The sequence below is a fragment of the Lentzea chajnantorensis genome (assembly GCF_054300775.1).
Window position 1 is genome coordinate 1,374,173 of record NZ_JBSDZT010000002.1, and the last position, 23,636, is coordinate 1,397,808.

The 23,636-nt window shown below is 71.6% G+C and carries 21 protein-coding genes and 1 pseudogene; 15 read left to right on the forward strand and 7 right to left on the reverse strand.

Translation table 11 applies throughout. The annotated features are described in order from the left end of the window. The first annotated feature begins 192 nt into the window (after nucleotides 1–192). Genes ACVDFE_RS07415 through ACVDFE_RS07425 form a run of 3 tightly spaced genes read left to right on the forward strand, consistent with a single transcriptional unit; the run spans nucleotide 193 to nucleotide 3,655 of the window. Nucleotides 193–1,152 carry a hypothetical protein gene (locus ACVDFE_RS07415; protein WP_458429995.1) on the forward strand — a complete coding sequence of 320 codons (960 nt, stop codon included), beginning with the start codon at nucleotides 193–195 and terminating at the stop codon, nucleotides 1,150–1,152. After that, a complete protein-coding gene (locus tag ACVDFE_RS07420) occupies nucleotides 1,149–1,955 on the forward strand; it encodes an ESX secretion-associated protein EspG (protein ID WP_458429996.1) in 807 nt (268 codons plus the stop codon). The genes ACVDFE_RS07415 and ACVDFE_RS07420 overlap by 4 nt, the downstream gene beginning before the upstream one ends. A 56-nt stretch (nucleotides 1,956–2,011) precedes the next feature. Continuing rightward, a complete protein-coding gene (locus ACVDFE_RS07425) occupies nucleotides 2,012–3,655 on the forward strand; it encodes a glycosyl hydrolase family 28-related protein (RefSeq protein ID WP_458429997.1) in 1,644 nt (547 codons plus the stop codon). Between the two features lie 145 nt (nucleotides 3,656–3,800). Here the strand turns inward: ACVDFE_RS07425 and ACVDFE_RS07430 are convergent, their stop codons facing one another. Next, the gene (locus ACVDFE_RS07430) at nucleotides 3,801–5,354 is read right to left on the reverse strand and encodes a hypothetical protein (protein ID WP_458429998.1); all 1,554 of its coding nucleotides are present in this window, start codon (nucleotides 5,352–5,354) and stop codon (nucleotides 3,801–3,803) included. Nucleotides 5,355–5,442: 88 nt separating this feature from the next. On the opposite strand from ACVDFE_RS07430, the gene ACVDFE_RS07435 reads away from it, so the two are divergent. Then, complete coding sequence (locus ACVDFE_RS07435) at nucleotides 5,443–5,802, forward strand: sterol carrier family protein (protein WP_458434289.1); 360 nt, start codon at nucleotides 5,443–5,445, stop codon at nucleotides 5,800–5,802. Here the strand turns inward: ACVDFE_RS07435 and ACVDFE_RS07440 are convergent. After that, nucleotides 5,799–7,784, reverse strand: a complete 1,986-nt coding sequence (locus ACVDFE_RS07440) for an alpha/beta hydrolase (RefSeq protein WP_360394407.1) — start codon at nucleotides 7,782–7,784, stop codon at nucleotides 5,799–5,801. The genes ACVDFE_RS07435 and ACVDFE_RS07440 overlap by 4 nt on opposite strands. Then, on the reverse strand, nucleotides 7,781–8,104 hold the full coding sequence (locus tag ACVDFE_RS07445) for a type VII secretion target (protein WP_360394409.1): 324 nt from the start codon (nucleotides 8,102–8,104) through the stop codon (nucleotides 7,781–7,783). Before ACVDFE_RS07445 ends, ACVDFE_RS07440 begins: the two co-directional genes overlap by 4 nt. Before the next feature lie 95 nt (nucleotides 8,105–8,199). Between ACVDFE_RS07445 and ACVDFE_RS07450 the strand changes: the two genes are divergently transcribed. From ACVDFE_RS07450 to arfB, 6 genes and pseudogenes are all read left to right on the forward strand, one after another. Beyond that, entirely contained in the window at nucleotides 8,200–8,946 is a 747-nt protein-coding gene (locus tag ACVDFE_RS07450; RefSeq protein ID WP_360394412.1) for a maleylpyruvate isomerase N-terminal domain-containing protein, read from the forward strand. After that, nucleotides 8,946–9,269 carry a hypothetical protein gene (locus tag ACVDFE_RS07455; RefSeq protein WP_458429999.1) on the forward strand — a complete coding sequence of 108 codons (324 nt, stop codon included), beginning with the start codon at nucleotides 8,946–8,948 and terminating at the stop codon, nucleotides 9,267–9,269. Before ACVDFE_RS07450 ends, ACVDFE_RS07455 begins: the two co-directional genes overlap by 1 nt. 108 nt (nucleotides 9,270–9,377) lie before the next feature. Further along, a pseudogene (gene purF / locus ACVDFE_RS07460) lies at nucleotides 9,378–10,956 on the forward strand (amidophosphoribosyltransferase). Between the two features lie 14 nt (nucleotides 10,957–10,970). Next, nucleotides 10,971–12,047 (forward strand): phosphoribosylformylglycinamidine cyclo-ligase, encoded by a 1,077-nt coding sequence (gene purM / locus ACVDFE_RS07465; RefSeq protein WP_458430000.1) that lies wholly within the window; start codon nucleotides 10,971–10,973, stop codon nucleotides 12,045–12,047. Nucleotides 12,048–12,108: 61 nt separating this feature from the next. Further along, nucleotides 12,109–13,257: a SigE family RNA polymerase sigma factor gene (locus tag ACVDFE_RS07470; protein WP_458430001.1), complete on the forward strand. Its 1,149-nt coding sequence runs from the start codon at nucleotides 12,109–12,111 to the stop codon at nucleotides 13,255–13,257. Nucleotides 13,258–13,266: 9 nt separating this feature from the next. Beyond that, nucleotides 13,267–13,689 carry an alternative ribosome rescue aminoacyl-tRNA hydrolase ArfB gene (gene arfB, locus ACVDFE_RS07475; protein WP_458430002.1) on the forward strand — a complete coding sequence of 141 codons (423 nt, stop codon included), beginning with the start codon at nucleotides 13,267–13,269 and terminating at the stop codon, nucleotides 13,687–13,689. On the opposite strand, the gene ACVDFE_RS07480 is transcribed toward arfB, so the two are convergent. Together ACVDFE_RS07480 and ACVDFE_RS07485 are read right to left on the reverse strand one after the other, a co-directional pair. Next, nucleotides 13,672–14,343, reverse strand: coding sequence for a response regulator (locus ACVDFE_RS07480; protein WP_360394425.1), 672 nt, complete (start codon nucleotides 14,341–14,343; stop codon nucleotides 13,672–13,674). The genes arfB and ACVDFE_RS07480 overlap by 18 nt on opposite strands. Continuing rightward, nucleotides 14,340–15,869 (reverse strand): ATP-binding protein, encoded by a 1,530-nt coding sequence (locus ACVDFE_RS07485; RefSeq protein WP_458430003.1) that lies wholly within the window; start codon nucleotides 15,867–15,869, stop codon nucleotides 14,340–14,342. The genes ACVDFE_RS07480 and ACVDFE_RS07485 overlap by 4 nt, the downstream gene beginning before the upstream one ends. 130 nt (nucleotides 15,870–15,999) lie before the next feature. On the opposite strand from ACVDFE_RS07485, the gene ACVDFE_RS07490 reads away from it, so the two are divergent. Genes ACVDFE_RS07490 through ACVDFE_RS07500 form a run of 3 tightly spaced genes read left to right on the forward strand, consistent with a single transcriptional unit; the run spans nucleotide 16,000 to nucleotide 19,013 of the window. Continuing rightward, a complete protein-coding gene (locus ACVDFE_RS07490) occupies nucleotides 16,000–16,968 on the forward strand; it encodes a Bug family tripartite tricarboxylate transporter substrate binding protein (protein ID WP_458434290.1) in 969 nt (322 codons plus the stop codon). After that, nucleotides 16,965–17,495, forward strand: coding sequence for a tripartite tricarboxylate transporter TctB family protein (locus ACVDFE_RS07495; protein ID WP_458430005.1), 531 nt, complete (start codon nucleotides 16,965–16,967; stop codon nucleotides 17,493–17,495). The genes ACVDFE_RS07490 and ACVDFE_RS07495 overlap by 4 nt, the downstream gene beginning before the upstream one ends. Continuing rightward, nucleotides 17,496–19,013 carry a tripartite tricarboxylate transporter permease gene (locus ACVDFE_RS07500; protein WP_458430006.1) on the forward strand — a complete coding sequence of 506 codons (1,518 nt, stop codon included), beginning with the start codon at nucleotides 17,496–17,498 and terminating at the stop codon, nucleotides 19,011–19,013. A 69-nt stretch (nucleotides 19,014–19,082) separates the two neighbouring features. On the opposite strand, the gene ACVDFE_RS07505 is transcribed toward ACVDFE_RS07500, so the two are convergent. Both ACVDFE_RS07505 and ACVDFE_RS07510 read right to left on the reverse strand, forming a co-directional pair. Then, entirely contained in the window at nucleotides 19,083–20,576 is a 1,494-nt protein-coding gene (locus ACVDFE_RS07505) for a CoA-acylating methylmalonate-semialdehyde dehydrogenase (protein ID WP_458430007.1), read from the reverse strand. After that, nucleotides 20,573–21,634, reverse strand: coding sequence for a LacI family DNA-binding transcriptional regulator (locus tag ACVDFE_RS07510; protein WP_458430008.1), 1,062 nt, complete (start codon nucleotides 21,632–21,634; stop codon nucleotides 20,573–20,575). Before ACVDFE_RS07510 ends, ACVDFE_RS07505 begins: the two co-directional genes overlap by 4 nt. Before the next feature lie 133 nt (nucleotides 21,635–21,767). Here ACVDFE_RS07510 and ACVDFE_RS07515 point away from each other — a divergent pair, with 133 nt between their 5' ends. Together ACVDFE_RS07515 and ACVDFE_RS07520 are read left to right on the forward strand one after the other, a co-directional pair. Next, nucleotides 21,768–22,763 (forward strand): Gfo/Idh/MocA family protein, encoded by a 996-nt coding sequence (locus ACVDFE_RS07515; RefSeq protein ID WP_360396725.1) that lies wholly within the window; start codon nucleotides 21,768–21,770, stop codon nucleotides 22,761–22,763. A 4-nt stretch (nucleotides 22,764–22,767) separates the two neighbouring features. After that, nucleotides 22,768–23,628, forward strand: a complete 861-nt coding sequence (locus ACVDFE_RS07520; protein ID WP_458430009.1) for a TIM barrel protein — start codon at nucleotides 22,768–22,770, stop codon at nucleotides 23,626–23,628. The last annotated feature ends 8 nt before the right edge of the window (nucleotides 23,629–23,636 follow it).

Genomic DNA, 23,636 nt, shown 5'->3' on the forward strand with positions numbered 1-23,636 from the left:
CGGAGATCAACGAGAACCTGCACGCCGCGCTGGCGAAGATGGGCGCGGACTGGGAGTCCGACGCCGCCGACGCCGCGAACGCCGCGCTGTCGCCGCTGGCGGAGTGGGCCGGGTTCGCGAACCAGGGCGCCACGACCATGGAGAAGCTCGGCACGCCTGCAGGGCGAGTTCATCGCCGAGGCGCGCAAGAAGATGCCCGAGGTCGTCCCGATCACCGCCGAGAAGCCCGGCTTCCTCGACTTCGCCGGTGGCGCGCTGACCGGTCCGGCCGGCATCGCGCACGTCATCGGCCAGCAGCGCGACCACGAGCGCCAGGAGGCGGCCGCCGACAACGCCGCCGCCCAGGCCGTGAAGGTCATGGAGGACTACCAGGCCGACAGCCGGTGGAACTCCTCCACGCTGGGCGAGTTCCCGGACCCGCCGCAGATCGTCATCGACACGCCGCCGCCCGGCCAGACGGGCACGCACAACCAGCACGTCGGCTACACCCCGACGGGCGTGAGCTCGCCGACGGGCACCGGCACGAACACGGGCACGACCACGCCGTCGTGGACCGCGCCGCCCACCGGCACGGTCTCCCCGACGCCGACGTGGACGCCGCCCGGTGACACCACGCACACGTCGTGGACGACGCCGTCGACGACCACGACGCCCCCCACGACCCACCTCCCGCCGACGACCCTGCCGACGCCCGAGCCGAAGCCGACCCCGACGCCGGGGCCCGGTCCGGTCTTCACCCGCCCGGCCACGGGCGGTCCCGGTGGCGGCCGCAGCGGTCCCGGTGGCACCGGTGGCGTGCGCGGTGGTCAGCTCGGTGGCGGCAAGGCGTTCGGCCCGATGTCCGGGTCGCTCGGTGCCTCCGGCCAGGGCGTCGGCGCCGGTCAGGGCGGCCTGAAGGCCGGCGTTCCCGGCATGGGCCCCGACGCGCTGCGCCCCGGTGGCACGGGCGCTGCCGGTGGACCCGGCGGTGTCGCGGGCAAGGCCGGTGCCGCCGGTGGAGCCGGCATGGGCGCCGGTGGCGCGCACGGCGCCAAGGGCGAGGGCGAGGACGACATCGAGCACAAGGTGGCCGACTACCTGGTCGAGACCGACGACGTGTTCGGCGACGACCGCATGATCGCGCCCCCGGTCATCGGAGGCCTGTCGGAGTGAGCCTGTTCGGCGGTCCGGCGGAGAGGGAGCCGATCACCCTGTCCGCCGAGGAGTTCGACGTGGTGTGGGAGCGGCTGAACGTCGGTCCCATGCCGCTCGTGCTCAAGGTCCCCTCACCTGGTCGGACGCGGGACGAGCGCATCGCGCTGGAGAACCGCGTCCACCAGCAGCTGGACCACCGCCGGCTCGGCAACTCCCGCGGCCTGTCGGCCGAGCTGGACGGCCTGCTGCGGATGTTCTCCAAGCCCGAGCGGGAGGCGGACGGCCGCCTCTGGCTCGGCCACGGCCTGCGCGTCCTCGCCGTGGCGAACGGCGACCACGGCGCGCTCGCGACGTTGCGGGACGACCAGCTGACGTTCCAGCCGTGGGCGGGCTCCGGCCTGGCCGCCGCGGTCCTGTCGGTGCTGCCCCAGCACCCCGCAGGCACCGGCCTCTCGGTCACGCTGCCGAGCGCGGACATCGAGAAGGCGGCCGCGCGGACCGACGGTTCACCGAAGTCGATGGAGGCCGCGTTCCGCGGCATCGGCCTGCGCGAGGACGACGCGAAGGCGCTCGTCACGATGTTCACCGGCGTCGTGCGGACCGGGAACTTCGGCGCGGCGGCCCGCGACAGGTACGGCAAGCGCTGCCGGCCCGACCGCGTGATCTCGTTCTTCGACACCGAAGAGGGCCGTTACCTGCAGCAACGCCGTTCCACCAACGGCCAGCCGCCGTGGAGCACCTTCACGCCGACCGACGCCCGCCGGTTGATGCACCAGGTGGACGAGCTGGTCGCGGAAGCAGTGCGTTCCGCAGCGGACTGATCTCTGGTTTGATCTGACCACCGCCGCCGTGGCCAAGACCCCTTGGAGACGGCGAAATGAACATCGACAGACGGCAGTTCCTGGTGGCTGCGGGGATTGCGGTGGCAGGGACACCGGCGTTGACGGGGACGGCAGCCGCCGAGTCCTCCGCGTCGCTGTGGCAGGAGTTCGTCGCCAACCCGTACGACCACCCGCAGCTCCCCAACGTCGCCTACGCAGGCCACCGCACCGGCGAACGCCCGCCCCGCCGCCCGGTGCTGGCGAACGTCCTGTTCTTCGGCGCACGCCGCGACGGTTCCGCCGACGCCGCGCCCGCGATCAACAGGGCGGTCGAGCTCGTCGGCCGGTTGGGCGGTGGCACCGTCCTCGTGCCGCCGGGCCGCTACCGCATCGACGACATCATCCGCATCGGCTACGACAACGTCGTGCTGCGCGGCGCGGGCAGTGCGAAGACGACCTTCTACGCCACCAGGTCGCTGGAGCAGATCATCGGCATCAACCGCAGCCGTTACGGCTCGGAGAACTCGGCGTGGAGCTGGGCGGGCGGCCTGGTGTGGGTCTGCCACCGCGACCGCTACCGGCCGCTGGTCGAGGCGATCCAGGCGAAGAGGTGGCCGTTCGAGGGCTGGACCGGCAACGAGCTGGAGCAGGGCTCGGTGCTGACCGGGATCACCGGCTCCGCGCCGCGCGGTGCGTTCGTCGTGACCGTCGCGGATGGACGGTCGATCCGCGCGGGACAGCGGGTGCTGTTGCAGCTGGACGACTCCGAGTACTCGCTGCCCAGGCACATGTGCGGCGACGTGCCCGGCACGACGTCCTACCGCTGGGACGACAAGACGAAGCTGTTGTCCTACTTCCCGTTCCTGTGGCCGGTGCGGGTGGAATGGGTGCGCGGCAACAGGGTCAAGCTCGCGCAGCCGTTGCCGCTGGAGCTCCGGCCGGAGTGGAAGCCGCGGCTCACCACGATGGCACCCGTCGTCACCGGCGCGGGCGTCGAGGGCATCAAGATCGAGATGTTCCGGGTGCCGACCCCGAAGCACCTGCAGGACAAGGGCTACAACGGGGTGGCGTTCCAGTGCGCCTGGGACTGCTGGGCCGACGACGTGCACGTCCACGACGTCGACAACGGCTTCCTCCTGGTGTCCGCCAAGGGCATCTCGCTGCTGAACACCCGTGTTTCCGGCCGCGGCCACCACCACGCCTACGCCACCCGCGAGCAGTCCCACGACAACCTCACCGACGGCTTCGTGATCGAGGCCCCGTCCGAACCGTCCCAGGCGGGGGCGGGCAACCACGGTCTCAACGTCGAGGGCCTGTCCTGCGGCAACGTCTGGACCCGCGGCAGGATGGACCACGACGTGTTCGACACGCACCGCGGTCTGCCGTTCGGCAACGTCCGCACCGAGATCACCATCAACAACGTCGGCGCCCACGGCGGCAGCGCGGACGCGGGCCCGTTGTACGGCGCCCGGTTCGCGCACTGGAACGTCACCGTGACCAACCAGCGCGCCGGCAACGTCCGCATCGACCAGGTCGCCCCGTGCAGCGCGACGGTGGCGATCTCCGAGGTCCGCGACTTCGGCCAGGTGGACAAACCGGACTTCACCGGGCCGCTGAACTCGCGGCTGGAGCTGTACGGCACGACGGACGTGGTGCCGCGCAACCTCTACGACGCGCAGCGGCGCCTGCGCGGCCGCTGAGCCCGGGCCGGACCGGTCGGGCGGTGCCGCGTCACGACCGGTCCGCTGCCGCAGCTCGGTGCACTCGGGTCCGTCCTCCGCCACCCGCCGTCGGCGAGCGCTCGTGGTCCGGTCAGGTGGGGCGGGCCGATGAGGGCGCGGTGGGTCACGGCAGCGCGATCTGCACGTGCAGCCGGTCGGGCACGGACAGGCCGAAGCCCGGCCGGTCCGGCACCCGGCCGGCCTCGCGCGCCCCGACCAGTGACGTGGCCGGGTCGTCGAGGCGGAGCTCGACGCCGAACGCGAGGCTGTCGAGGACGAACTGCGGCACCTGGTCCCAGGTCCGGGCCGTCACGACGACGTGGCGGTCCGGGTCGAGGGGTTCGCCGGGGCCGTCGAGCAGCTGGAAGCCGGTGAGGTCGCCGAGCACCGTCGCGAGGGTGCGCAGCGTGGTGGTCTTGCCGGTGCCGGGGCCGCCGACGATCGCGCCGTGCCGCAGCTCGTCGGTGAACGACGGGACGAGCACGCCGCGGCGTTGTTCGTAGGGCAGGTCGAGCACGCCGATCGCGCCCGGCGGCAGCACGTCCAGGGTGGGCGTGTCGCCGGTGGTGTGCAGCGGCGCCAGGACGATCTCGTGCGCGGGCGGGCCGCCCACCAGCACGTGCGGCAGTGCCGCGGCCATCTCGTCGAGGTCGAACGCGGGGGTCGCGTGCGGCCACTCGGGGAGCTGGAGCGCCAGCTGCGGCGGGAAGGCGTCGCCGGAGAACAGCATCCGGATGCCGAGGGTGCGCCCGGCCCTGACCAGCGGTTCCAGCACGTTGCGGTAGCCGCGTTCGATCAGGATCTCCGCGGTGTCGACGCAGATCAGCAGGTCCGGCAGCGGTTCGAGGCCGGCACCCGCCGCGCGTGCGGCCCGGTAGTCGAGGCTGTTGCGGCACCGGGCAACCCGGTGGATCAGCTCCTGGCGGCGGTTGAGCTCGCCGTGCAGGCCCGCGGTGAAGCGGTCGAACCACTCGTCGTCGTCCTGGCCGGTCAGCTCGAACGTCGTGTGGCCCGCGTTCGGCAGCTCGCCGAACACGTCGTTGTCCTGCATGTCGAGGAACGCGATGTTCAGGTCTGCCGGCGAATGCGTGACCATCAGGCCGAGGAGCGCGCTCTGCAACCATTGCGAGCGCTGTTCGAACGGGCCGAGGTACGTGCCGCTGTAGCCGTGTCCGTCCACGCTGATGTCGAGGTACACGGGCCAGCCGTGCTCATCCGTGCCGAGAGCGGTCTTGAAGTCACTGCGCTGCCACTTGTCGTGCAGGTCGGCCGAAACCCCGTGCAGCGCCAGGAAGTCCGTCGCCTCGCCGTGCAGGTGCCTGCGCAGCCGCCGGGGCAGCGTGTCCCAGTCCCGCGCCGTCACCACGGTCTGCACGCCCCGCCCTGGACCGAAGGCCGCGATCCACTCCACCGTCCGGTCGAGCTCCGGGTCCATCTCCGCGCACAGCGCCCAGTCGTCGACCAGCAGCACCGCCCCCGACGGCGCACCCCGCTCGAACCAGTCGAGCAGGCTGCGGCACCCCGACTGGTCGGCCGGGTCGAAGCTCGCCGAGACCGGTAACGGGTCGGCGCCCCGGCCGATCCGGTAGACGGACAGGTTCGGCGCGGCCGCCAGCGCCGCCGCCAGCCGCTCCCTCGTCGCCGGCCTGGGGCCCACGACGGCGAAGTTCCTGATCACCGCCCAGATATACCAACAGCACCAAATCGGCTGCTCGCACTTCGCTAATCTGGCCCGCGTGCCAGCCAAACCCGTCGACCCCGCGCAGATGCGCGCCGCGGTCGAAGCCGTCCTGCCCTGGCTGCACGGCACCGCCGACCAGCCGGAACGCCCCGTGCTCGCCGCCGCCGTGCGCCTGAGCCTGCGCACCCTCGAACAGGTGGCACCCGGCCGCAGCGTCGAGGTCCGCGTCCCGCCGTTCGCCGCCGTGCAGTGCGTCGAGGGCCCCCGCCACACCCGCGGCACGCCCCCGAACGTCGTCGAGACCGACGCCCGCACCTGGCTCGAACTGGCCACCGGCGCCCTGACCTGGCCCGACGCGGTGGACACCGCCCGGGTCACCGCGTCCGGCACCCGAGCCGACCTGTCCGCACTGCTCCCGGTCGTGAGGTTCCAGGACCCGGTCTAGAACCACGACCCGATCGTGTTGCCGATGCCCTTCACGATCCCGACGCCGCCCTCGACGACGTCGCGGCCCAGCTCCACCGCGTTGCCCACGGTGTCCGCCACGACGTCGACGGCGTCGCTGCCGACCTCCTTGGCGGTGTCCCAGGCGTGCCCGGCGGCACCGCCCCAGTTGCCGTTCGACACGTCCTCGACGACCCGGCCGCCGCCGTTCCAGAGGTCCTCGCCCATGTCGGCGACCTCCTTGCCGGTGTTGACGCCCCAGTCGATGATCGGACCGGCCACCGGCAGGTCGGAGCCGGGCACCTCGACCGGGGTGGGCGAGTCCTGCCAGCGTTGCGAGCTGATCTCGTCGCCGCGACCGGTGGCGATCTTCGCGAGGTTGTCGAGCGACTCGGAGTTCTTGTCGAAGTAGGCCGAGTGCGCGTAGTCGACCTTCGCGTCCGTGGCGGTGCCGAACGTCTGGGCGCCGAACGACGAGTCGTAGGGACCCGTGGACGAGCCGTCCTTGGTGAACCAGTCACCGCTGGTGGCCTGCACGACCGGGTCGTGCTCGGTGCCGCCGACGTACACGTGGCCGCGGCCGGCGGAGAGCTGGTCGACGGTGGAGGCGCCGACGCCCGGCGAGCCGACGAACGCGATGTCGTCGGCCCTGAGCCCGTTGTCCATGGCCGAGTAGCCGACGACGGTGCTGCCGTAGCTGTGGCCGATCACCGTGACGTGGGCGCCGGGGTTCGTGGTGCGGTAGCCCTCGACGTCCTTCGCGAGGATCGCCGCGCCCTCCTGGGCCTGCGCCGGGTCGTTGACCTGGCCGATCGCGAACTCCGGCGCGTCGTAGCCGAGCCACTGGATCGCGGCGCCGTCCGGTCCCATCGCCGCGCTGAGCTGCGCGGCCTGGTGCTGGCTGAAGGACGTGAGCGTCGACGTCGTGCCGGGCACGCACACCGCGAGGTTCTTCGCGGTGTCCGGGTTGCCGTAGGACACCGCGAGGGCGCCTTCCTTGGCACCGGCGCCGTCCGGGCTCCAGTAGAGGACGTAGGGCTGCTTGCCGTTCGCCTTGCCCAGGTCCCTGGCGTCGGTCAACGCCTTGGCCGCGTCGTTGGAGTTCTTCTCCCGCCGGGCCGCCTCGTCGTACTGCGCCATCAGCTGGGAGCCCTGCGGGTCGTTGCGCAGTGCGCGCTGGCCCTCCGCCGACTTCGGGTCGACGCCGAGCTCCCGCGCGCGGTCGGCGAGCTGCTGCCCGAGCTGTTCGCGCTGCTGCTTGAACCGGGCCTGGTCCTCGGGGATGCGCTTGCGGTTGGCCTCGTCGAGCACGTCGGCCGGCAGGCCGCGGAGCTGGCCGAGCTCCTGGTACCTGGTGTCCCGCAACGCCTTGCGCTGGTCCTCGCTGAGCGAGTTCCACCAGGCGGCGACCGCCTTCGGGTCGGTTCCCGGCGGCGGCACCGGCGGCAGCGGTCCACCCGCACCGCCCGCGCGCTGGGCCGCCCGGCTCCAGCCGCCGTCGGTCCGCGCGGACTCCTCGAAGCCCGGCGGGATCTTGGCGAGCGCACCCGCGTAGGAGCGCAGCACGGCGTCGTAGCCGGTCCGCACCCGGTCCAGTGCGGCGTTGACCTGGTTGGCCAGCTGGCGCGTCTGCTGCTCGTCGAGACCCGGCGGGCGGCTGCGCCACACGCTGATCGCCTGGTCGGCGGCGCCGCGCATCTGCCCGTAGGCGCGGGAGGCGGCCTGCACGATGTCCACGCCGGCACCGAGGCGTTCGCGGACGGCTTTCGTGGCGGTGGAGGACAGCTCCGCGCGCGCGGTGAACTTCGCGGCGCTCTCGCCGACCCAGCTGCTGACCGCGGTCCTGCCGCCGTTGACGACCGACTCCCCGGCCCTGCCGACGGCGCTGATCGCACCGGTGATCGGGTCCGCGGCGGCGGCGATGCGGCTGACGTCCCCCGAGGCGAGCCGGCCGTACAGGCCCTCCGGATCGGTGTAGCTCACCGGCCGCCCCCCAGTCCGTTCATGATCTTCGTCAGGAACGACGCGTGGTCGTCGTCCGTGCGCTGGTAGGCCTCCGCGTTCGACACCAGGCCCTCGGCGGCGTCGGTGAACCAGGCCGAGCCGCGCTGGAGGTCCTGCGAGTGGGTGCCGACGAACCGCGACAGGGCGTCCGCGAACTCGGCGGCCGCGTCCACCTCGCCGAGCGCACCGGCGTCGAGCTGGAGCATCGAGATCATCTCCGCTGCCTCCCGCACCGCGTCGGAGCCGTTGCCGAACTCCTTCGACGCGGTTCGCAGCAGCTCTGGCTCAACGCCGAACATCGCCACCCCCTGGTTGGTCGTCGATCCATGCGACGCAGGAGCATCATGACCGGTTCCCCACTCATGCGAAGACCGTTTCGGGCACGATGACGCGCATGGTGCAGACAGGGTGGACGGCCCAGCGGTGGACCGCTGTGTTCATCGAGCAGGCGGAGATGTTCCGCAAGGCAGTGGCGGACGCGGACCCGGCGGCGGAGGTGCCGACCAGGCCCGGCTGGACCGTGCAGGACCTGGTCATCCACCTCGCGCGCTTCCTCGAGACCTCCACCGCCTACCTGCGCACCGGCAGCCGCAACCCGATGGCGCCGCCGCCCGCGCCGACCGGGCTGTCCCCACTCGAGTACCTCGACCTCCAGCTCGTGGCCGCGAACGAGATCCTCACCGCGGTGCCGGGCAACCGCCCGGTGTGGACCTTCTCGCCGTCCGCCCCCGACCTCGCGTGGGTCTGGCACCGCCGGATCGCGCACGAGACGGTGCTGCGCCGGTTCGACGCGCAGACGGTCGTCCGCACGCTCGTGGGCACGGACGCCGACCTGTGCGCCGACGGCATCGACGAGGTGCTGACCACGATCGTCGCCGCCAAGCTGGACGGCGACTCGCCTGCCGTCCTGTCCGGCACCGCCGTGGTCCGGCCCACCGACGTGCCCGAGTCGTGGCTGATCTCCTTCACGCCGGGCGGGGTGCCGGACGTCCGCGCGGCCGCCCCCGGCGAGGAGGGTGACGCCGGGGTCACCGGCGAGGCCGAGCTCGTCTACTTCTGGCTGTGGAACCGGATGAACCTGCAGGACATGACCGGCGACCGGGCCGTGCTGGACGTCCTGCAGGTCGGACGGGGGCACTGATGCGCGAGCTCACCGCGGTCCTGCTCGGCTGCCTGCTGCTGTCCGGGTGCGGTGCGTCCGGCTGGGAGGGCCAGCTGCGCTACCGGATCGCCTCGATCGACAGGTCGACCCCCACCGAGTTCCTGGACCTCGAACTGGTGGGCGACGCACCCGAGGGGGTGCTGTGGCAGGACGGCCTCACCCCCAAGTCGCTCATGCCGAGCAACGTCAGCGGTGACGTGGCCGTGGGCGACGAGGTGGTCTGCACGGGCACCCAGAAGAAGGGCAGCCCGTTCGCGGACTGGCAGAAGGGCACCGAGCTGAGCGGGTGCCGGAAGGCCTGACGCGCGGCCGGGAAGTACACGATCGGGGTGTCGTCCCGGCGAACTCGGTGCGAACCGAGGTCGCCGGGTGCCGGAAGGCATGAGTTTCATCACCTCAACGGGGGTGCGATGGGGGTGAACAGCCCCCTGCTCCACATACACTCGGGTAGCAGCCAGCCCCGTCGTGAGGGAGCCAACTCGGTGGTCGCCGACCATTCCCAGCCCGAACAGGAACCTCGTGAGGAGTGCGGCGTCTTCGGCGTCTGGGCTCCTGGCGAGGACGTCTCGAAGCTCACCTACTACGGCCTCTACGCCCTGCAGCACCGCGGTCAGGAGGCAGCGGGCATCTCGGTCGGTGACGGCGCGCAGGTGGTCGTCTTCAAGGACCTCGGGCTCGTCAGCCAGGTCTTCGACGAGCAGGTCCTGCAGTCGCTGAAGGGCCACGTGGCCGTCGGCCACTGCCGCTACTCCACCACCGGGTCCACGACCTGGGAGAACGCGCAGCCGACGTTCCGCACCACCGCCGCCGGGTCGGGGCTCAGCCTCGGGCACAACGGCAACCTGGTGAACACCGCCGAGCTGCGGGAGAAGGCGCGGGAGCTGGGTCTGACCAGCCGCAACGGCGCCACCACCGACTCGGACATCCTCACCGCGCTGCTCGCGCACGCGGCGGCGGACAAGGGCATCGAGCAGGCGGCCATGGAGCTGCTGCCGACCGTCCGCGGTGCGTTCTGCCTGGTGTTCTCCGACGAGAGCACGCTGTACGCGGCACGGGACCCGCACGGCGTCCGGCCGCTGGTCCTCGGCCGGCTGGAGCGCGGCTGGGTCGTCGCGAGCGAGACCGCGGCGCTGGACATCGTCGGCGCGAGCTTCGTGCGCGAGGTCGAGCCGGGTGAGCTGATCGCGATCGACGGCGACGGGCTGCGGTCCAGCCGGTTCGGGAACCCCGAGCCCAAGGGCTGCATCTTCGAGTACGTCTACCTGGCGCGGCCGGACACGACGATCTCCGGTCGCAGCGTGCACGCCACGCGCGTCGAGATCGGCCGCCGGCTCGCCAAGGAGCACCCGGTCGAGGCCGACCTGGTGATCCCGGTGCCGGAGTCCGGCACGCCGGCCGCGATCGGGTACGCGCAGGCCAGCGGCATCCCGTACGGCTCGGGCCTGGTCAAGAACGCCTATGTCGGCCGGACGTTCATCCAGCCGTCGCAGACCATCCGGCAGCTGGGCATCCGGCTCAAGCTGAACCCGCTGCGCGACGTCATCCGCGGCAAGCGCCTGGTCGTCGTGGACGACTCGATCGTGCGCGGCAACACCCAGCGCGCGCTCGTGCGCATGCTGCGCGAGGCCGGTGCGCTTGAAGTGCACGTGCGGATCGCGTCGCCGCCCGTGAAGTGGCCGTGCTTCTACGGCATCGACTTCGCCTCGCGGGCCGAGCTGATCGCCAACGGCCTGGACGACGACGGCATCCGCCGCTCGGTCGGTGCCGACTCGCTCGGGTACGTGTCGCTCGAACAGCTCGTCGCGGCGACCGAGCAGCCCAAGACGCGGCTGTGCTCGGCGTGCTTCGACGGCGAGTACCCGATCGAGCTTCCCGGCGGACGCGCTCATCGGCAAGCACCTGCTGGAGGGCCTCAAGGGCGTGGCGGGCTCGGCCGCTCCCGTCCTGCCCAACGGCTATGGTGCCGAGGACGCACTGCGTCGCCCCTGAGGCCTCCAGAACAAGTGGAAGAAGTTGACGTGACCGACAGCGCCAAGGCCACCTACGCCGCAGCCGGAGTCAGTATCGCCGCAGGTGACGAGGCGGTGGAGAAGCTGAAGCCGTGGGCGGCCAAGGCGCACCGGCCCGAGGTGCTCGGTGGCATCGGCGGGTTCGCCGGCCTGTTCCAGCTCAAGCTCGACCGCTGGAAGGAGCCGGTCCTCGCCTCCTCCACGGACGGCGTCGGCACCAAGATCGCGGTCGCGCAGGCGCTCGACAAGCACGACACCGTGGGCATCGACCTGGTCGCCATGATCGTGGACGACCTGGTCGTGTGCGGCGCGGAGCCGCTGTTCGTGCAGGACTACATCGCGGTCGGCCGGGTTGTGCCGGACAAGATCGCGGCGCTGGTCAAGGGCATCGCCGAGGGCTGCGTGCAGGCCGGCTGCGCGCTGCTCGGCGGCGAGACCGCCGAGCACCCCGGCCTGATGGGCGACGACGACTACGACATCTCCGGCACCGGCGTCGGCGTGGTCGAGCAGTCGAAGCTGCTCGGCCCCGACCGGGTCCGCGACGGCGACGTCGTGATCGCGATGGGCTCGTCCGGCCTGCACTCCAACGGCTACTCGCTGGCCCGCCACGTGCTGCTGGAGATCGCCCGCATGCCGCTGGAGGGCCACGTCGAGGAGTTCGGCCGCACCCTCGGCGAGGAGCTGCTGGAGCCGACCAAGATCTACGCGAAGGACTGCCTCGCGCTGATCGCCGAGACGGAGGTCCGCGGGTTCTCCCACGTCACCGGTGGTGGCCTGGCCGCGAACCTGGCCCGCGTGCTGCCGGAGGGCCTGCACGCGAAGCTCGACCGCGGCACCTGGACGCCCGCCCCGGTCTTCCAGCTCATCGCCCAGCGCGGCCGGGTGGAGCGCGAGGAGATGGAGAAGGCGTTCAACATGGGCGTCGGCATGGTCGCCGTCGTCGCGCCGGAGGACGTCGACCGCGCGCTGGCCGTGCTGACCGCGCGCCACGTGCCGTCGTGGGTGCTCGGCGAGGTCACCAGGTCGGAAGAGGGCGGCGCCTCGCTCGTCGGGGACCACCCGCGTTTCTGATCTCCCGAGGCAACCTCCCGGGGTCGCCGCCGCGTACTAGGCGGCGACCGAGGAGGGGCACTTGGACCGGGACCGCGAGTTCGGGGAGTTCGTCGACGCACGCGCGCTCGTCATGCGCCGCACGGCGTTCCTGCTGTGCGGCGACTGGCACCGTGCCGAGGACATCGTCCAGAACGCGTTGATCAAGCTCTACGTGGCGTGGCCGCGGGTGCGCAGGGACAGCGTGGACGCGTACGCGCGCAAGGTGCTCGTGCGCACGTCGATCGACGAGTCCCGGCGCGGGTTCTTCCAGCGCGAGCGGTCCGTCGACGCCGTGCCCGAACGCGCGGCACCGGAACCGTCGACCGCCGACCTGGACCTGCGCCAGGCGCTCGACGCGTTGCCACCGGGGCAACGCGCCGTCGTAGTGCTGCGGTACTGGGAGGACCTGAGCATCACCGAGACCGCCCGCATCCTCGGCAGGACGGAGGGCACGGTGAAGAGCCAGGCGGCCAAGGGACTCGCCGCGTTGCGCGACCTGCTGGTCGACGAACCGCAGTCGGGCATCCGCCGCAGCGAGGTCATCCGGGCGGGCAGGACGAAGCTCGCCCGCCGCCGCACCGCCATCGCGGGCGCGCTCGTGTTCGTACTGGTCGCGGGCCTGGGCGGGGTGGTCGTCGCACTCCGGCCGCAGCTCACGGCGAGCGACAGCGCGGGCAGCGCGGTCTCCGGCACGATCGACCGCAACGCCCAGCTCACCGCGGTCCTGGGCGCCGCGGACGTGATCCCGGCCGGGGTGACCGTGCGGGACGTCCCCGGGGTGCCGGGACGTGCGCTGCAGTTCTTCGACCTGGACAAGAGCCGTCGCGCCGTGGCGCTGCTGGACGACGCCCAGGGCACCGGCGCGCTGACGATCGAGCTCACCCGCGGCAACGCCACGGACATCAGCACGTGCTTCGAGCCTGAGGTCGCACCGTGCGAACTGCGCGAGGTCGGCGGCATCAAGGTCCGGTCCAGCACCGCGGGCAGGCCGGACGGCGTCCACCTGTACCAGGTGGAGGCGCTCCGGCCGGACGGCACGTTCGTCAAGGTCGTCAGCGCCAACGTGGGTGAGTTCCGCACCAACGTGGCCGGCGCGCCGAAGCTGGACGCCCCGACGTCCCGGCCGGCGCCGCTGCCCGACCGCGAGACGCTGATAAAGATCGCGACACTTCCGGGCCTGACCTTCTAACCTGGAGGCATGAACGACGTGACCGTGACTCGGACGCTGGTGCTCCCGGCGGCCGAGTTGCGCGAACGTTTTTCCAGGTCGGGTGGCCCTGGCGGGCAGGGCGTGAACACGGCGGACAGCCGGGTGGAGCTCAGCTTCGACGTCGCCGGCTCGCCCACGATCCCCGAGCACCTCAAGCGCCGCATGCTCGACCGCCTGGCCGGTCGGCTGGTCGACGGCGTCCTCACGATCGCCGCCTCCGAGCACCGCGCCCAGCTGCAGAACCGCGCCGCCGCCCGCGAACGCCTCGCCGCGGTCCTCCGCGCCGCCGCCGCGCCGCCACCGCCGATGCGCAAGCCGACCAAGCCCACCAGGGGCTCGAAGGAACGCCGCATCGCCGGCAAGAAGCGCCGGGCGCAGACCAAACGCGGCCGCTCAGGCTCCTGGGAGTAGTGCATAGATCCGTTCCGGACGGCCGGTTCCGCCGTACCGCAACCGCACCTCCGCCCGCCCCGCCGACACGAAGTGCTCCAGGTACCGCCGCGCGCTCACCCGCGCGACCCCCGTGGACGACGCGCACTCCGACGCGGACAACCCCTCCGGGTGCGCCCTCAGCGCGTTCTCCACGAGCCGCGCGGTCTCCGGCGTCAACCCCTTGGGCAGCAACGGTTTCGACGACGGTCGTGCACCGAACACCTGGTCCACGTCCGCCTGCCCGGCCGTTCCGAGCCGGTCGAGCTTCTCGTGCAGCGACGCGAAGTGCGCGAGCTGGTCGCGCAGCGCGTCGTAGTCGAACGGCTTGATCAGGTAGTGCAGCACACCGCCGCGCATCGCACCGCGCACGGTGTCCACGTCGGTCGCGGCCGTGATCACGATGACGTCGACGTCCTCGTTGGCGCGCAACGACTTCAGCACGTCGAGTCCGCTCATGTCCGGCAGGTAGACGTCGAGCAGCACCAGGTCCGGTTTGAGCGTCGCCACCAGCCGCAACGCGTCCGCGCCCGTGTGCGCGACGCCGACGACCTCGAAACCGCCGGTGCGCGCGACGTAACCGCTGTGCACCTTGGCCACCATGAAGTCGTCGTCGACGACCAGCACCCGCTTCACCAGGGCAGCCTTGCCGTGAACACCGAGCCGGACACGCTCACCGACCCGCCACGCCGCAGGCACGCCCGCCGGATCAGCGCGAGCCCGAGGCCGCGTTCCCCGTGCGATGCCGCCTTGGTCGTGAACCCGTGCCGGAACACCTCCTCGGCCAGCTCCGGTGCGACTCCCGGGCCGGAGTCGCGGACCACGACCTGGACCTCGTCGTCCACCTGCACCACACCCACCTCGATCCACTTCCGGTCGCCGTTCAACGAGCTCAGCGCATCCAACGCGTTGTCGACGAGATTTCCCAGCACCATCACCAGATCGGCGGACAACGCCTCGTCGGTGCGGCCCAGCACGCTGTCCGGTGCCATCCGCAGCTCCGTGCCGCGCTCGGCGGCCAGCGACGCCTTGGCGATCAGCAGCGCGGCCACGGCGGGGTCGCCGATCGACGAGCTGACCTCGGCCCGCCACTGGTCCTGCGCCGAGCTGATCCGGTGGATGTAGTGGGTGACCTCGTCGTACTCCTGGAGCGAGATCAGCCCGGCGATGGTGTGCAGCCGGTTGGCGAACTCGTGCGCCTGCGCCCGCAACGTGTCCGTCGCGTGCTGCGAGGCGTCCAGCTCGTGTTGCAGCGCGAGGAGCTCCGTGCGGTCCCGCAGCGTCACGACCGCACCCGCGCCCTCGATCGGCATGCGGTTCAACGTGAGCACGATGCCTTGGCGCAGCACGAGCTGGTCGACGCCGGTGGCCCGCCCGGTGAGCACGTCGCGCAGCCGGTCGTTGAGCTCCAGCTCCTCCACCGCCCGCCCGACCGCGTCGCCCGGCAACGCGAGCAGCTCCCGCGCGTGGTCGTTGACCAGCGTGATCCGGTCCTGCGCGTCGAGGCCGACCACGCCCTCCCTGATGCCGTGCAGCAACGCCTCGCGGTTCTCGACCAGCGCGGTGATCTCGTGCGGTTCCAGCCCGAGCGTCTGGTTCTTCACCCGCCTGGCCAGCAGCAGCGACCCGGTGACGCCGATGACGAGCGCGATCAGCAGGTAGCGCAGCGCGTCGACCGGCTGGTTGAGGGCGCCCGCCCAGATGCCCGGCTCGCGCACGCCCGCGACCACGATCCCGTTGACCCCGCGGGTCTGCGGGTCGAACACCGGCACGTGCGCCTCGATCGAGCCTCCGGCCGTGCCGACCCACGCCCTGCCGTCGAACGCGGTGGTCGTGGTGTCCAGAGTGGACCCGACCTGGGCGGGGTCGGGTGAGGTGAGGACGCGCCGCTGGAGGTCGACGACCAGCACGTAGGTGGCGCCGGAGAGGCCCCGCGCGGTCTCCGCGGCCGGTGCCAGCAGGTCGCGGTTGCCCATCTGCGTCTGCACGACGTCCGTGGCGGCCACGTTCTCCGCGACGGAGAGCATCCGGCGTTCCTCGTTGGAGCGGAAGTTGCGGCCCGTCTGGACGACGGTCAGCGCGCCCACCGCGAACAGCAGGCACAGGACCACTACGAGTTGCCACACGAGCAGTTGGCTGGCCAGGGAACGGCGGCGGCGCATGAAACCTCCCGTGACCAGAAAGACCGAAAGAAACCTTAGAAGCGCAAGAGCGACATCCAGGTTTACACCAGAGCAACATGTCCAACCACGCGGACGAGAGGCGGGGATCACAGTGTCGGTGAAGGTGTGGGTGGCGGTGGCGACGGCGTTGCTCGCCGTCCTGCTGGTGCCGCCGTTGCTGACGCCGGGTGCGGACAGCGGCGACACGAACCAGGTGCGGGCGCTGCGCGTGCTCGTGCCGAACGCACCGGGCGGCGGCTACGACATCACGGCGCGCACCGCGGCCAAGGCCATGGAGGACGCCGACCTGCTGCGCAACGCCGAGGTGTTCAACCTCCCCGGCGCCGGCGGCACGGTCGGGCTCGGCCGCACGGTCGGCGAGCGCGGCAACGGCAAGCTGATCATGTCGATGGGCCTGGGCGTGGTGGGCGCGGTCTACACGAACAAGTCGCCCAACTCGCTGCTGGACACCACCCCGATCGCGAAGCTGATCGAGGAACCGGACATCGTCGTGGTGGCGAAGGACTCGCCGTACACGTCGATGCAGCAGCTCGTGGACGCGTGGAAGGCCAACCCCGGCACGGTCACCGTCGGCGGCGGATCGGCGCCGGGCGGTCCCGACCACCTGGCACCGATGTTGATCGCGAAGGCCGTCGGGCTGCCGCCCAGGACCGTCAACTACATCCCGTTCGACGGCGGCGGCGAGCTGCTCGCGAGCGTCCTCGGCGGCAAGGTCGCGTTCGGCGTCTCCGGCGTCGGCGAGTACCGCGACCAGATCCAGGCCGGCACGCTGCGGGTGCTCGCGGTGACCAGCAAGGACCGCATCCAGGGCATCGACGCGCCGACGTTGCGGCAGGCGGGGGTGGACGTCGAGTTCACCAACTGGCGGGGCGTCGTCGCACCGCCGGGCATCGCGCAGGCCGACCGCGACAAGCTCGTCGACCTGTTCGAGCGGATGCAGAAGACGCCGCAGTGGTCGGAAGCCCTGCAGCGCAACGGGTGGACCGACGCGTTCGCACCGGGCGACGAGTTCGGGACCTTCCTCGACAACGAGAACAAGCGGGTGGCAACGGTGCTCAAGGACTTGGGGCTCGCATGACGACGAAGACGGAGGAGCGGCCTCGGGCACGGCCGGGAAGCTGGCTCCGCGAACGGTCCGAGCTGGGCATCTGCGCCCTGCTGGTCGTGCTCGGCGCGCTGGTGCTGACCGACGCCGTGCAGATCCCGACCGACTTCGCCCAGCGCGGCCCGGTCGGCCCGAAGGCGGTGCCGGTCCTGGTCGGCTCGCTGCTGCTGGTCGTGGCGGTGCTGCTGGCCCGCGACGTGCTGCGCGGCGGCCGCGGTGAGGCCGAGGGCGGCGAGGACGTCGACCTGACCGCACCCGCCGACTGGCGCACGGTGTTGTTGCTGTGCGGTGCCTTCCTCGCGAACGCCGCGCTCATCGGCGTGGTCGGCTTCCCGATCTCCGGCGCGGTCCTGTTCTGGGGCGCGGCCTACGCGCTCGGCAGCCGCAACCTGGCCCGCGACCCGCTGATCGCGGCCGGCATGTCGGTCGCGACCTTCCTGGTGTTCAACAACCTGCTCGGCGTCCCCCTGCCCGGTGGCCCGTTGATGGAGGTGTTCTAGGTGGAACAACTGCTCGACGGCTTCGCGACCGCGCTGACGCCGACACACCTGCTGTTCGCGGCGATCGGCGTGCTCCTGGGCACCGCGATCGGCGTCCTGCCGGGCATCGGCCCGGCCATGGCGGTGGCACTGCTGCTGCCGGTCACCTACGGCATGGAGCCGACCGGCGCGTTCATCATGTTCGCGGGCATCTACTACGGCGGCATGTTCGGCGGCTCGACGACGTCGATCCTGCTGAACACACCGGGTGAGAGCGCCGCGGTCGTCGCCGCGTTCGAAGGCAACCCGATGGCCCGCAAGGGCAGGGGTGCGCAAGCGCTTGCCGCGGCCGCGATCGGCCACTTCACCGGCGGCATCGTCGGCACGCTGCTGATCGTGCTGCTGGCCCCGTTCGTCGCGAAGCACGCCGTCGACATCGGTGCACCGGACCTGTTCGCGATCATGGTGCTGGCGTTCATCGCGGTGACCTCGGTGCTGGGCGCCTCGCGCATCCGCGGCGTGGCGTCGTTGCTGATCGGCCTCACCCTCGGGCTGGTCGGCCTGGACGAGATGACCGGCCAGCAGCGCCTGACGTTCGGCTCGCTGCACCTCGCGGACGGCATCGACATCATCGTGGTCGCGGTCGCCCTGTTCGCGGTCGGCGAGGCCCTCTGGGTGGCCGCCCACCTGCGCCGCAAGCCGTTCGAACCGATCCCGGTCGGCCGCCCGTGGCTGTCCCGCGCCGACCTGAAGCGCACCTGGAAGCCGTGGCTGCGCGGCCCGGTGATCGGCTTCCCGTTCGGCGCGATCCCGGCCGGCGGCGCGGAGATCCCCACGTTCCTGTCGTACGTGACGGAGAAGCGCCTCTCCAAGCACAAGGACGAGTTCGGCAAGGGCGCCATCGAGGGCGTCGCGGGCCCGGAGTCCACGGCCTCCGCCTCCGCCGCCGGCACCCTCGTCACGATGCTGACCCTGGGCCTGCCCACCACGGCGGTCGCGGCCGTCATGCTCGCCGCGTTCCAGCAGTACGGCATCCAGCCGGGCCCGCTGCTGTTCCAACGCGAGTCCGGCCTGGTCTGGGCGCTGATCGCATCGCTGTTCATCGGCCTGACCCTGCTGCTGGTGCTGAACCTGCCGCTGGCACCGGTGTGGGCGAAGCTGCTGCGCATCCCGCGGCCGTACCTGTACGCGGGCATCCTGTTCTTCGCCTCGGTCGGCGCCTACGCGGTCAACGCGGACATCTTCGACCTGCTGCTGATGTTCGTGATCGGCCTGCTGGGCTTCGCGATGCGCCGCTACGGCCTGCCCGTCCTGCCGGCGATCATCGGCGTCATCCTCGGCCCGGCGGCCGAACAGCAGATGCGCCGCGCACTGCAGCTCTCCGACGGCTCGCTCACCGGCCTGGTCAACACGCCGATGGCGATCGTCGTCTACGTCGTGATCCTGCTGATCGTGTTCTTCCCGCTGCTCCGCCGCCTCCTCCCCACCTCAACCCCTCCTGCTGCTCCCTCTCCCCAGCACGAGAAAATCGACGCCTGAGCAGGGCACGCGGGGACCTTTCGTACCCTCCTGGGGTACGAAAGGTCCCCGCGTGCCGTGAAGGCGGGGTCAGCCGTGCGTGGGGAAGCCCAGGTTCACGCCGTGCTGCTGCGGCCATCGGGCCGTGATCGCCTTCGCCCGCGTGTAGAACCGCACGCCCTCGGCGCCGTGCACGTGCGTGTCGCCGAACAGCGAGTCCTTCCAGCCGCCGAACGAGTAGTAGGCCATCGGCACGGGGATGGGGACGTTGATCCCGACCATGCCGACCTGCACCCGCCGCTGGTACTCGCGCGCCGCCAGCCCGTCACCGGTGTAGATGGCGGTGCCGTTGCCGTACGGGTTGGCGTTGACCAGCGCGAGCGCGTCCTCGAACGTCTCGGCGCGCACGACGACGAGCACCGGCCCGAAGATCTCGTCGGTGTAAACGCTCATGCCCGGGGTGACGTGGTCGAACAGCGTCGGCGCGAGCCAGAAGCCGTCCTCGTGGCCCTCGGGTGCGTGCCCGCGGCCGTCCACCACCAGGGACGCGCCCGCGGCCTCGCCCGCGTCCACGTAGGACCGGACGCGGTCCCGGTGCGCGCCGGTCACCAGCGGGCCCATCTGCGCGGACGGGTCGGTGCCCGGCAGCACGGACGGGTGCAGGTCGCGGGTGCGCGAGGCGATCTTGGCCACGAGCTCGTCACCTGCCGGGCCCACCGCCACGACCACCGAGATCGCCATGCAGCGTTCGCCCGCAGAGCCGTAGCCCGCGGACACGGCGGCGTCGGCGGCCACGTCGAGGTCCGCGTCCGGCAGCACGACCATGTGGTTCTTCGCGCCGCCCAGCGCCTGCACCCGCTTGCCGGCCGCCGTGCCGCGCGCGTACACGTGCCGGGCGATCGGGGTCGAGCCGACGAACGAGGCCGCCGCGACGTCCGGGTGGTCGAGCAGGGCGTTGACCGCGAAGGCGTCGCCCTGCAGCACGTTCAGCACCCCGTCGGGCAGGCCGGCCTCCTGGAACAGCTCGGCCAGGCGCACCGACGCCGACGGGTCGCGCTCGGACGGCTTCAGCACGAAGGTGTTGCCGGTCGCGATGGCGATGGGGAACATCCACATCGGCACCATCACCGGGAAGTTGAACGGCGTGATGCCCGCGACCACGCCCAGCGGCTGCCGCAGCGAGTACGCGTCCACACCGCGCGAGACCTGCTCGGAGTGCTCGCCCTTGAGCAGCTGCGGGATGCCGCACGCGAACTCGACGACCTCGAGCCCGCGCTGCACCTCACCGGCCGCGTCCGACAGCACCTTGCCGTGCTCGGCCGTGATGATCGCCGCGAGCTCGTCGCGCGCCTCGTGCAGCAGGTGCCGGTAGGCGAACAGAATCCTGCTGCGGGTCGACAGCGACGACTCCGACCACGACTGCGCCGCCTTCAGCGACGACGACACCGCCAGGTCGACATCGGCCTGCTCGGCCAGCACGACCTGCGCCGACACCGCACCGGTGGCCGGGTTGAAGACGTCGGAGGTCCGGGACGACACCCCGGTGGTGCGGGCGCCGTCGATCCAGTGGGGGATGGTGCTCAACGCGGTCCTCCGTGTTTGTTTGGTCGCGGCTGCGCCGCTCCGGCGACTTCGCCTGGAAGACGCGAAGTCGCTGGTGGTGCTGTCGTGTTCCGGACTACGAGACAGGGGGTCAGCAGGTGGCGCACGGGTTCGGTGCGTCCTTCGCGAACCCGTTGCAGCAGCGCGGAAGCAGCCAACCGGCCGAACTCGGCGCGGGGCTGGTCGATCGTGGTCAGCGAGACGTGCCGCAACGCCGCCAGCGACGTGTTGTCGTATCCCACAACGGAAACGTCGGCAGGTACGCGCAACCCGGCGTCTTCGAGGGCCGAGATCGCGCCGACGGCGTTGAAGTCGTTGCACGACAAGACTGCCGTGGGCAGGGCATCCTCTTCGAGCAGCCCACGGATCGCCCGCGCGCCGGCCGCGTCGGTGTACTCGGACGGCACGACCTGCGGCACCAGCCCGTGCGCCTCCATCGCGGCGACGTACCCGCGCCGGCGGGGCCCCGCCTGGGTGCCCTCGCCACCGTCCAGGTGCGCGATCCGCCTGTGCCCCAACGACACCAGGTGGTCGACGGCCAGCCGGGCGCCCACCTCGCCGTCGTCGTTCACCGTGTCCACAGTGGACGCGCGGGATGAACGGGCCACGAGCACGACCGGGAGTTGTTCGGCCGCCTTGGAGATCGCCGTCGCGGGCACGACCGGCGACAGCAGGACCAGGCCACCGGGGCGGAACGACAGCAGTGACTCCAGCGCCCTGCGCTCGCGGGTGGGTGAGCGGCCGCCGGTGTTGATGATGATGTCGAACCCCTGCTCGCGCGCGACCTCGTCGATGCCGTCCACGACCTCGGCGAAGAACGCGTTGTGCAGGTCGGACACCATCACGCCGAGCACCGTCGAGGTGCGCGAGGCCAGCGAGCGCGCCATGGCGTGCGGGGAGTACCCCAGCTCCTCCGCTGCCTTCAGCACCGCGGTGCGTCGCGCCTCGCTCACCTTGGGTGAATTGCGCATCACCAGTGACACGAGGGCGCGGGACACGCCCGCGCGCAGTGCGACGTCTTCCATCGTCGGCCTGACCACCGGCAACACCTCCCCTCACGTCACGGGCGGGAAACGCACCCTTGACACCCGTGTGACGCAACCTACAGCATTAGAGCGCTCCAACCAATAGAGCGCTCTAACACATCAGGTCGATGAACAGGGGAAACCTGCGATGCGGATCGGAGTAGCGGGTGTCGGCAGGATCGGCACCATGCATGCGACCAACCTCGCCGCACTGGATCGGGTGGACGAGGTGCTCCTCTTCGACCCGGTGCCCGGCAGGGCAGCGCAGGCGTCGGCGGGCCTCGCCGGGACCACGGCGGTGGACGACCTCGACACGCTCCTGGGCAGCGTCGACGGCGTCCTGCTCGCCACCCCGACGAACACGCACCCCGAGATGCTCCGCGCGGCCATCGCCAAGGGCGTTCCCACGTTGTGCGAGAAGCCGATCGCGAGCGACGTCGCCGAGATGCGCGCACTGGTCGCTGACGTCGAGAAGTCCGGTGTGGAAGTCCTCGTGGGCTTCCAGCGCCGGTTCGACCCGGCGATCTACGAGCTGCACCGCCGCATCCGCGCCGGCGAGGTGGGTGACGTCTACCTGGTCAGGGCGGTCGGCAACGACGCCACCCCGCCGGACTTCTCCTACCTGCCCGCGAGCGGCGGCATCTTCCGCGACCTGCTGATCCACGACCTGGACTGCGTGCCGTGGCTGGTCGGCGAGCCGGTCGTCGAGGTCTACGCGAGCGGGTCTGTCCTGGTGCACCAGGCGTTCGCCGACGCCGACGACGTCGACAACGCGGTCGTGCTGCTGAAGTTCGCCGGTGGTGCGCACGCCACGCTGGCCGGCGGGCGGCACGACCCGGTCGGCTACGACCACCGCATCGAGGTGCTGGGCAGCAAGGACTCGCTGGTCGCGGGTGTCGACCCGCGCACCCCGCTGAACTCGCTGGAGCCCGGCGGCCACGTGGCCGGACCGGACGCCTACCCCGGCTTCCCCGAGCGCTTCCACCGTGCTTATGTCAACGAGATGAAGCTGTTCACGCAGGTCATCAAGGGCGAGGTCGCGAACCCGTCGCCGGCGGGGCAGAGTTTGATCAGCCTTCGCCTGGCCGAAGCGTGTGAGCAGTCGCGCCGCAGCGGCGCACCGGTGCGGATCGAGGGGAACTGAGGACATGGCGAAGATCGCCGGAGCACCGATCTCCTGGGGCGTGTGCGAGGTGCCGGGCTGGGGTGACGTGCTCCCGTCCGGGACCGTGCTGAGCGAGATGCGCTCGCTCGGCCTCACCGCGACCGAGCTCGGCCCGCCCGACTACCTCCCGGCCGACCCCGAGCAGCTCAAGACCCTGCTCAAGAGCCACGAGCTCGGCCTCGTCGGCGGCTTCCTGGCCGTCCCGCTGCACACCGGCGCCCAGTCCACCCTGGACGAGACCGACCGGGTCGCCGCGATCCTGGCGGCCGGCGGCGCCGAGGTGCTCGTGCTCGCCGCCGCGACCGGGCTCGACGGCTACGACGAGACGCCGGAGCTCAGCGACGACGAGTGGGACACCCTCGTCGGCACCTGCGCGAAGATCCGCGAGATCGCCGCCGGGCACGGACTGCGGACCGTGCTGCACCCGCACGTGGGCACCCACGTCGAGCGGGAGGTGGAGGTCGACCGGTTCCTCGCGGACTCCGATCTCCAGCTCTGCCTGGACACCGGCCACCTCCTCATCGGCGGCACGGACCCGGTCGAGCTGGCGCGCCGCTACCCGGACCGGATCGGTCACGTGCACCTCAAGGACGTGCGTGACGAGATCGCGGCGAAGGTGCGCAGCGGCGCGCTCAGTTACACCGATGCCGTGGAACAGGGCGTCTACGTGCCGCTCGGGGACGGCGACGTGGACGTGGAAGCACTGGTGAAGTCCGTGCAAGAGGCGGGCTACACCGGTTGGTTCGTGCTTGAGCAGGACACCCGGCTCGAGCACGGAGGTCCCGTGGACAAGCCGCTCCAGGACACCGCGCGCAGCCTCGCGCACCTCAGCAAGATCCTCTGAAGGGACGG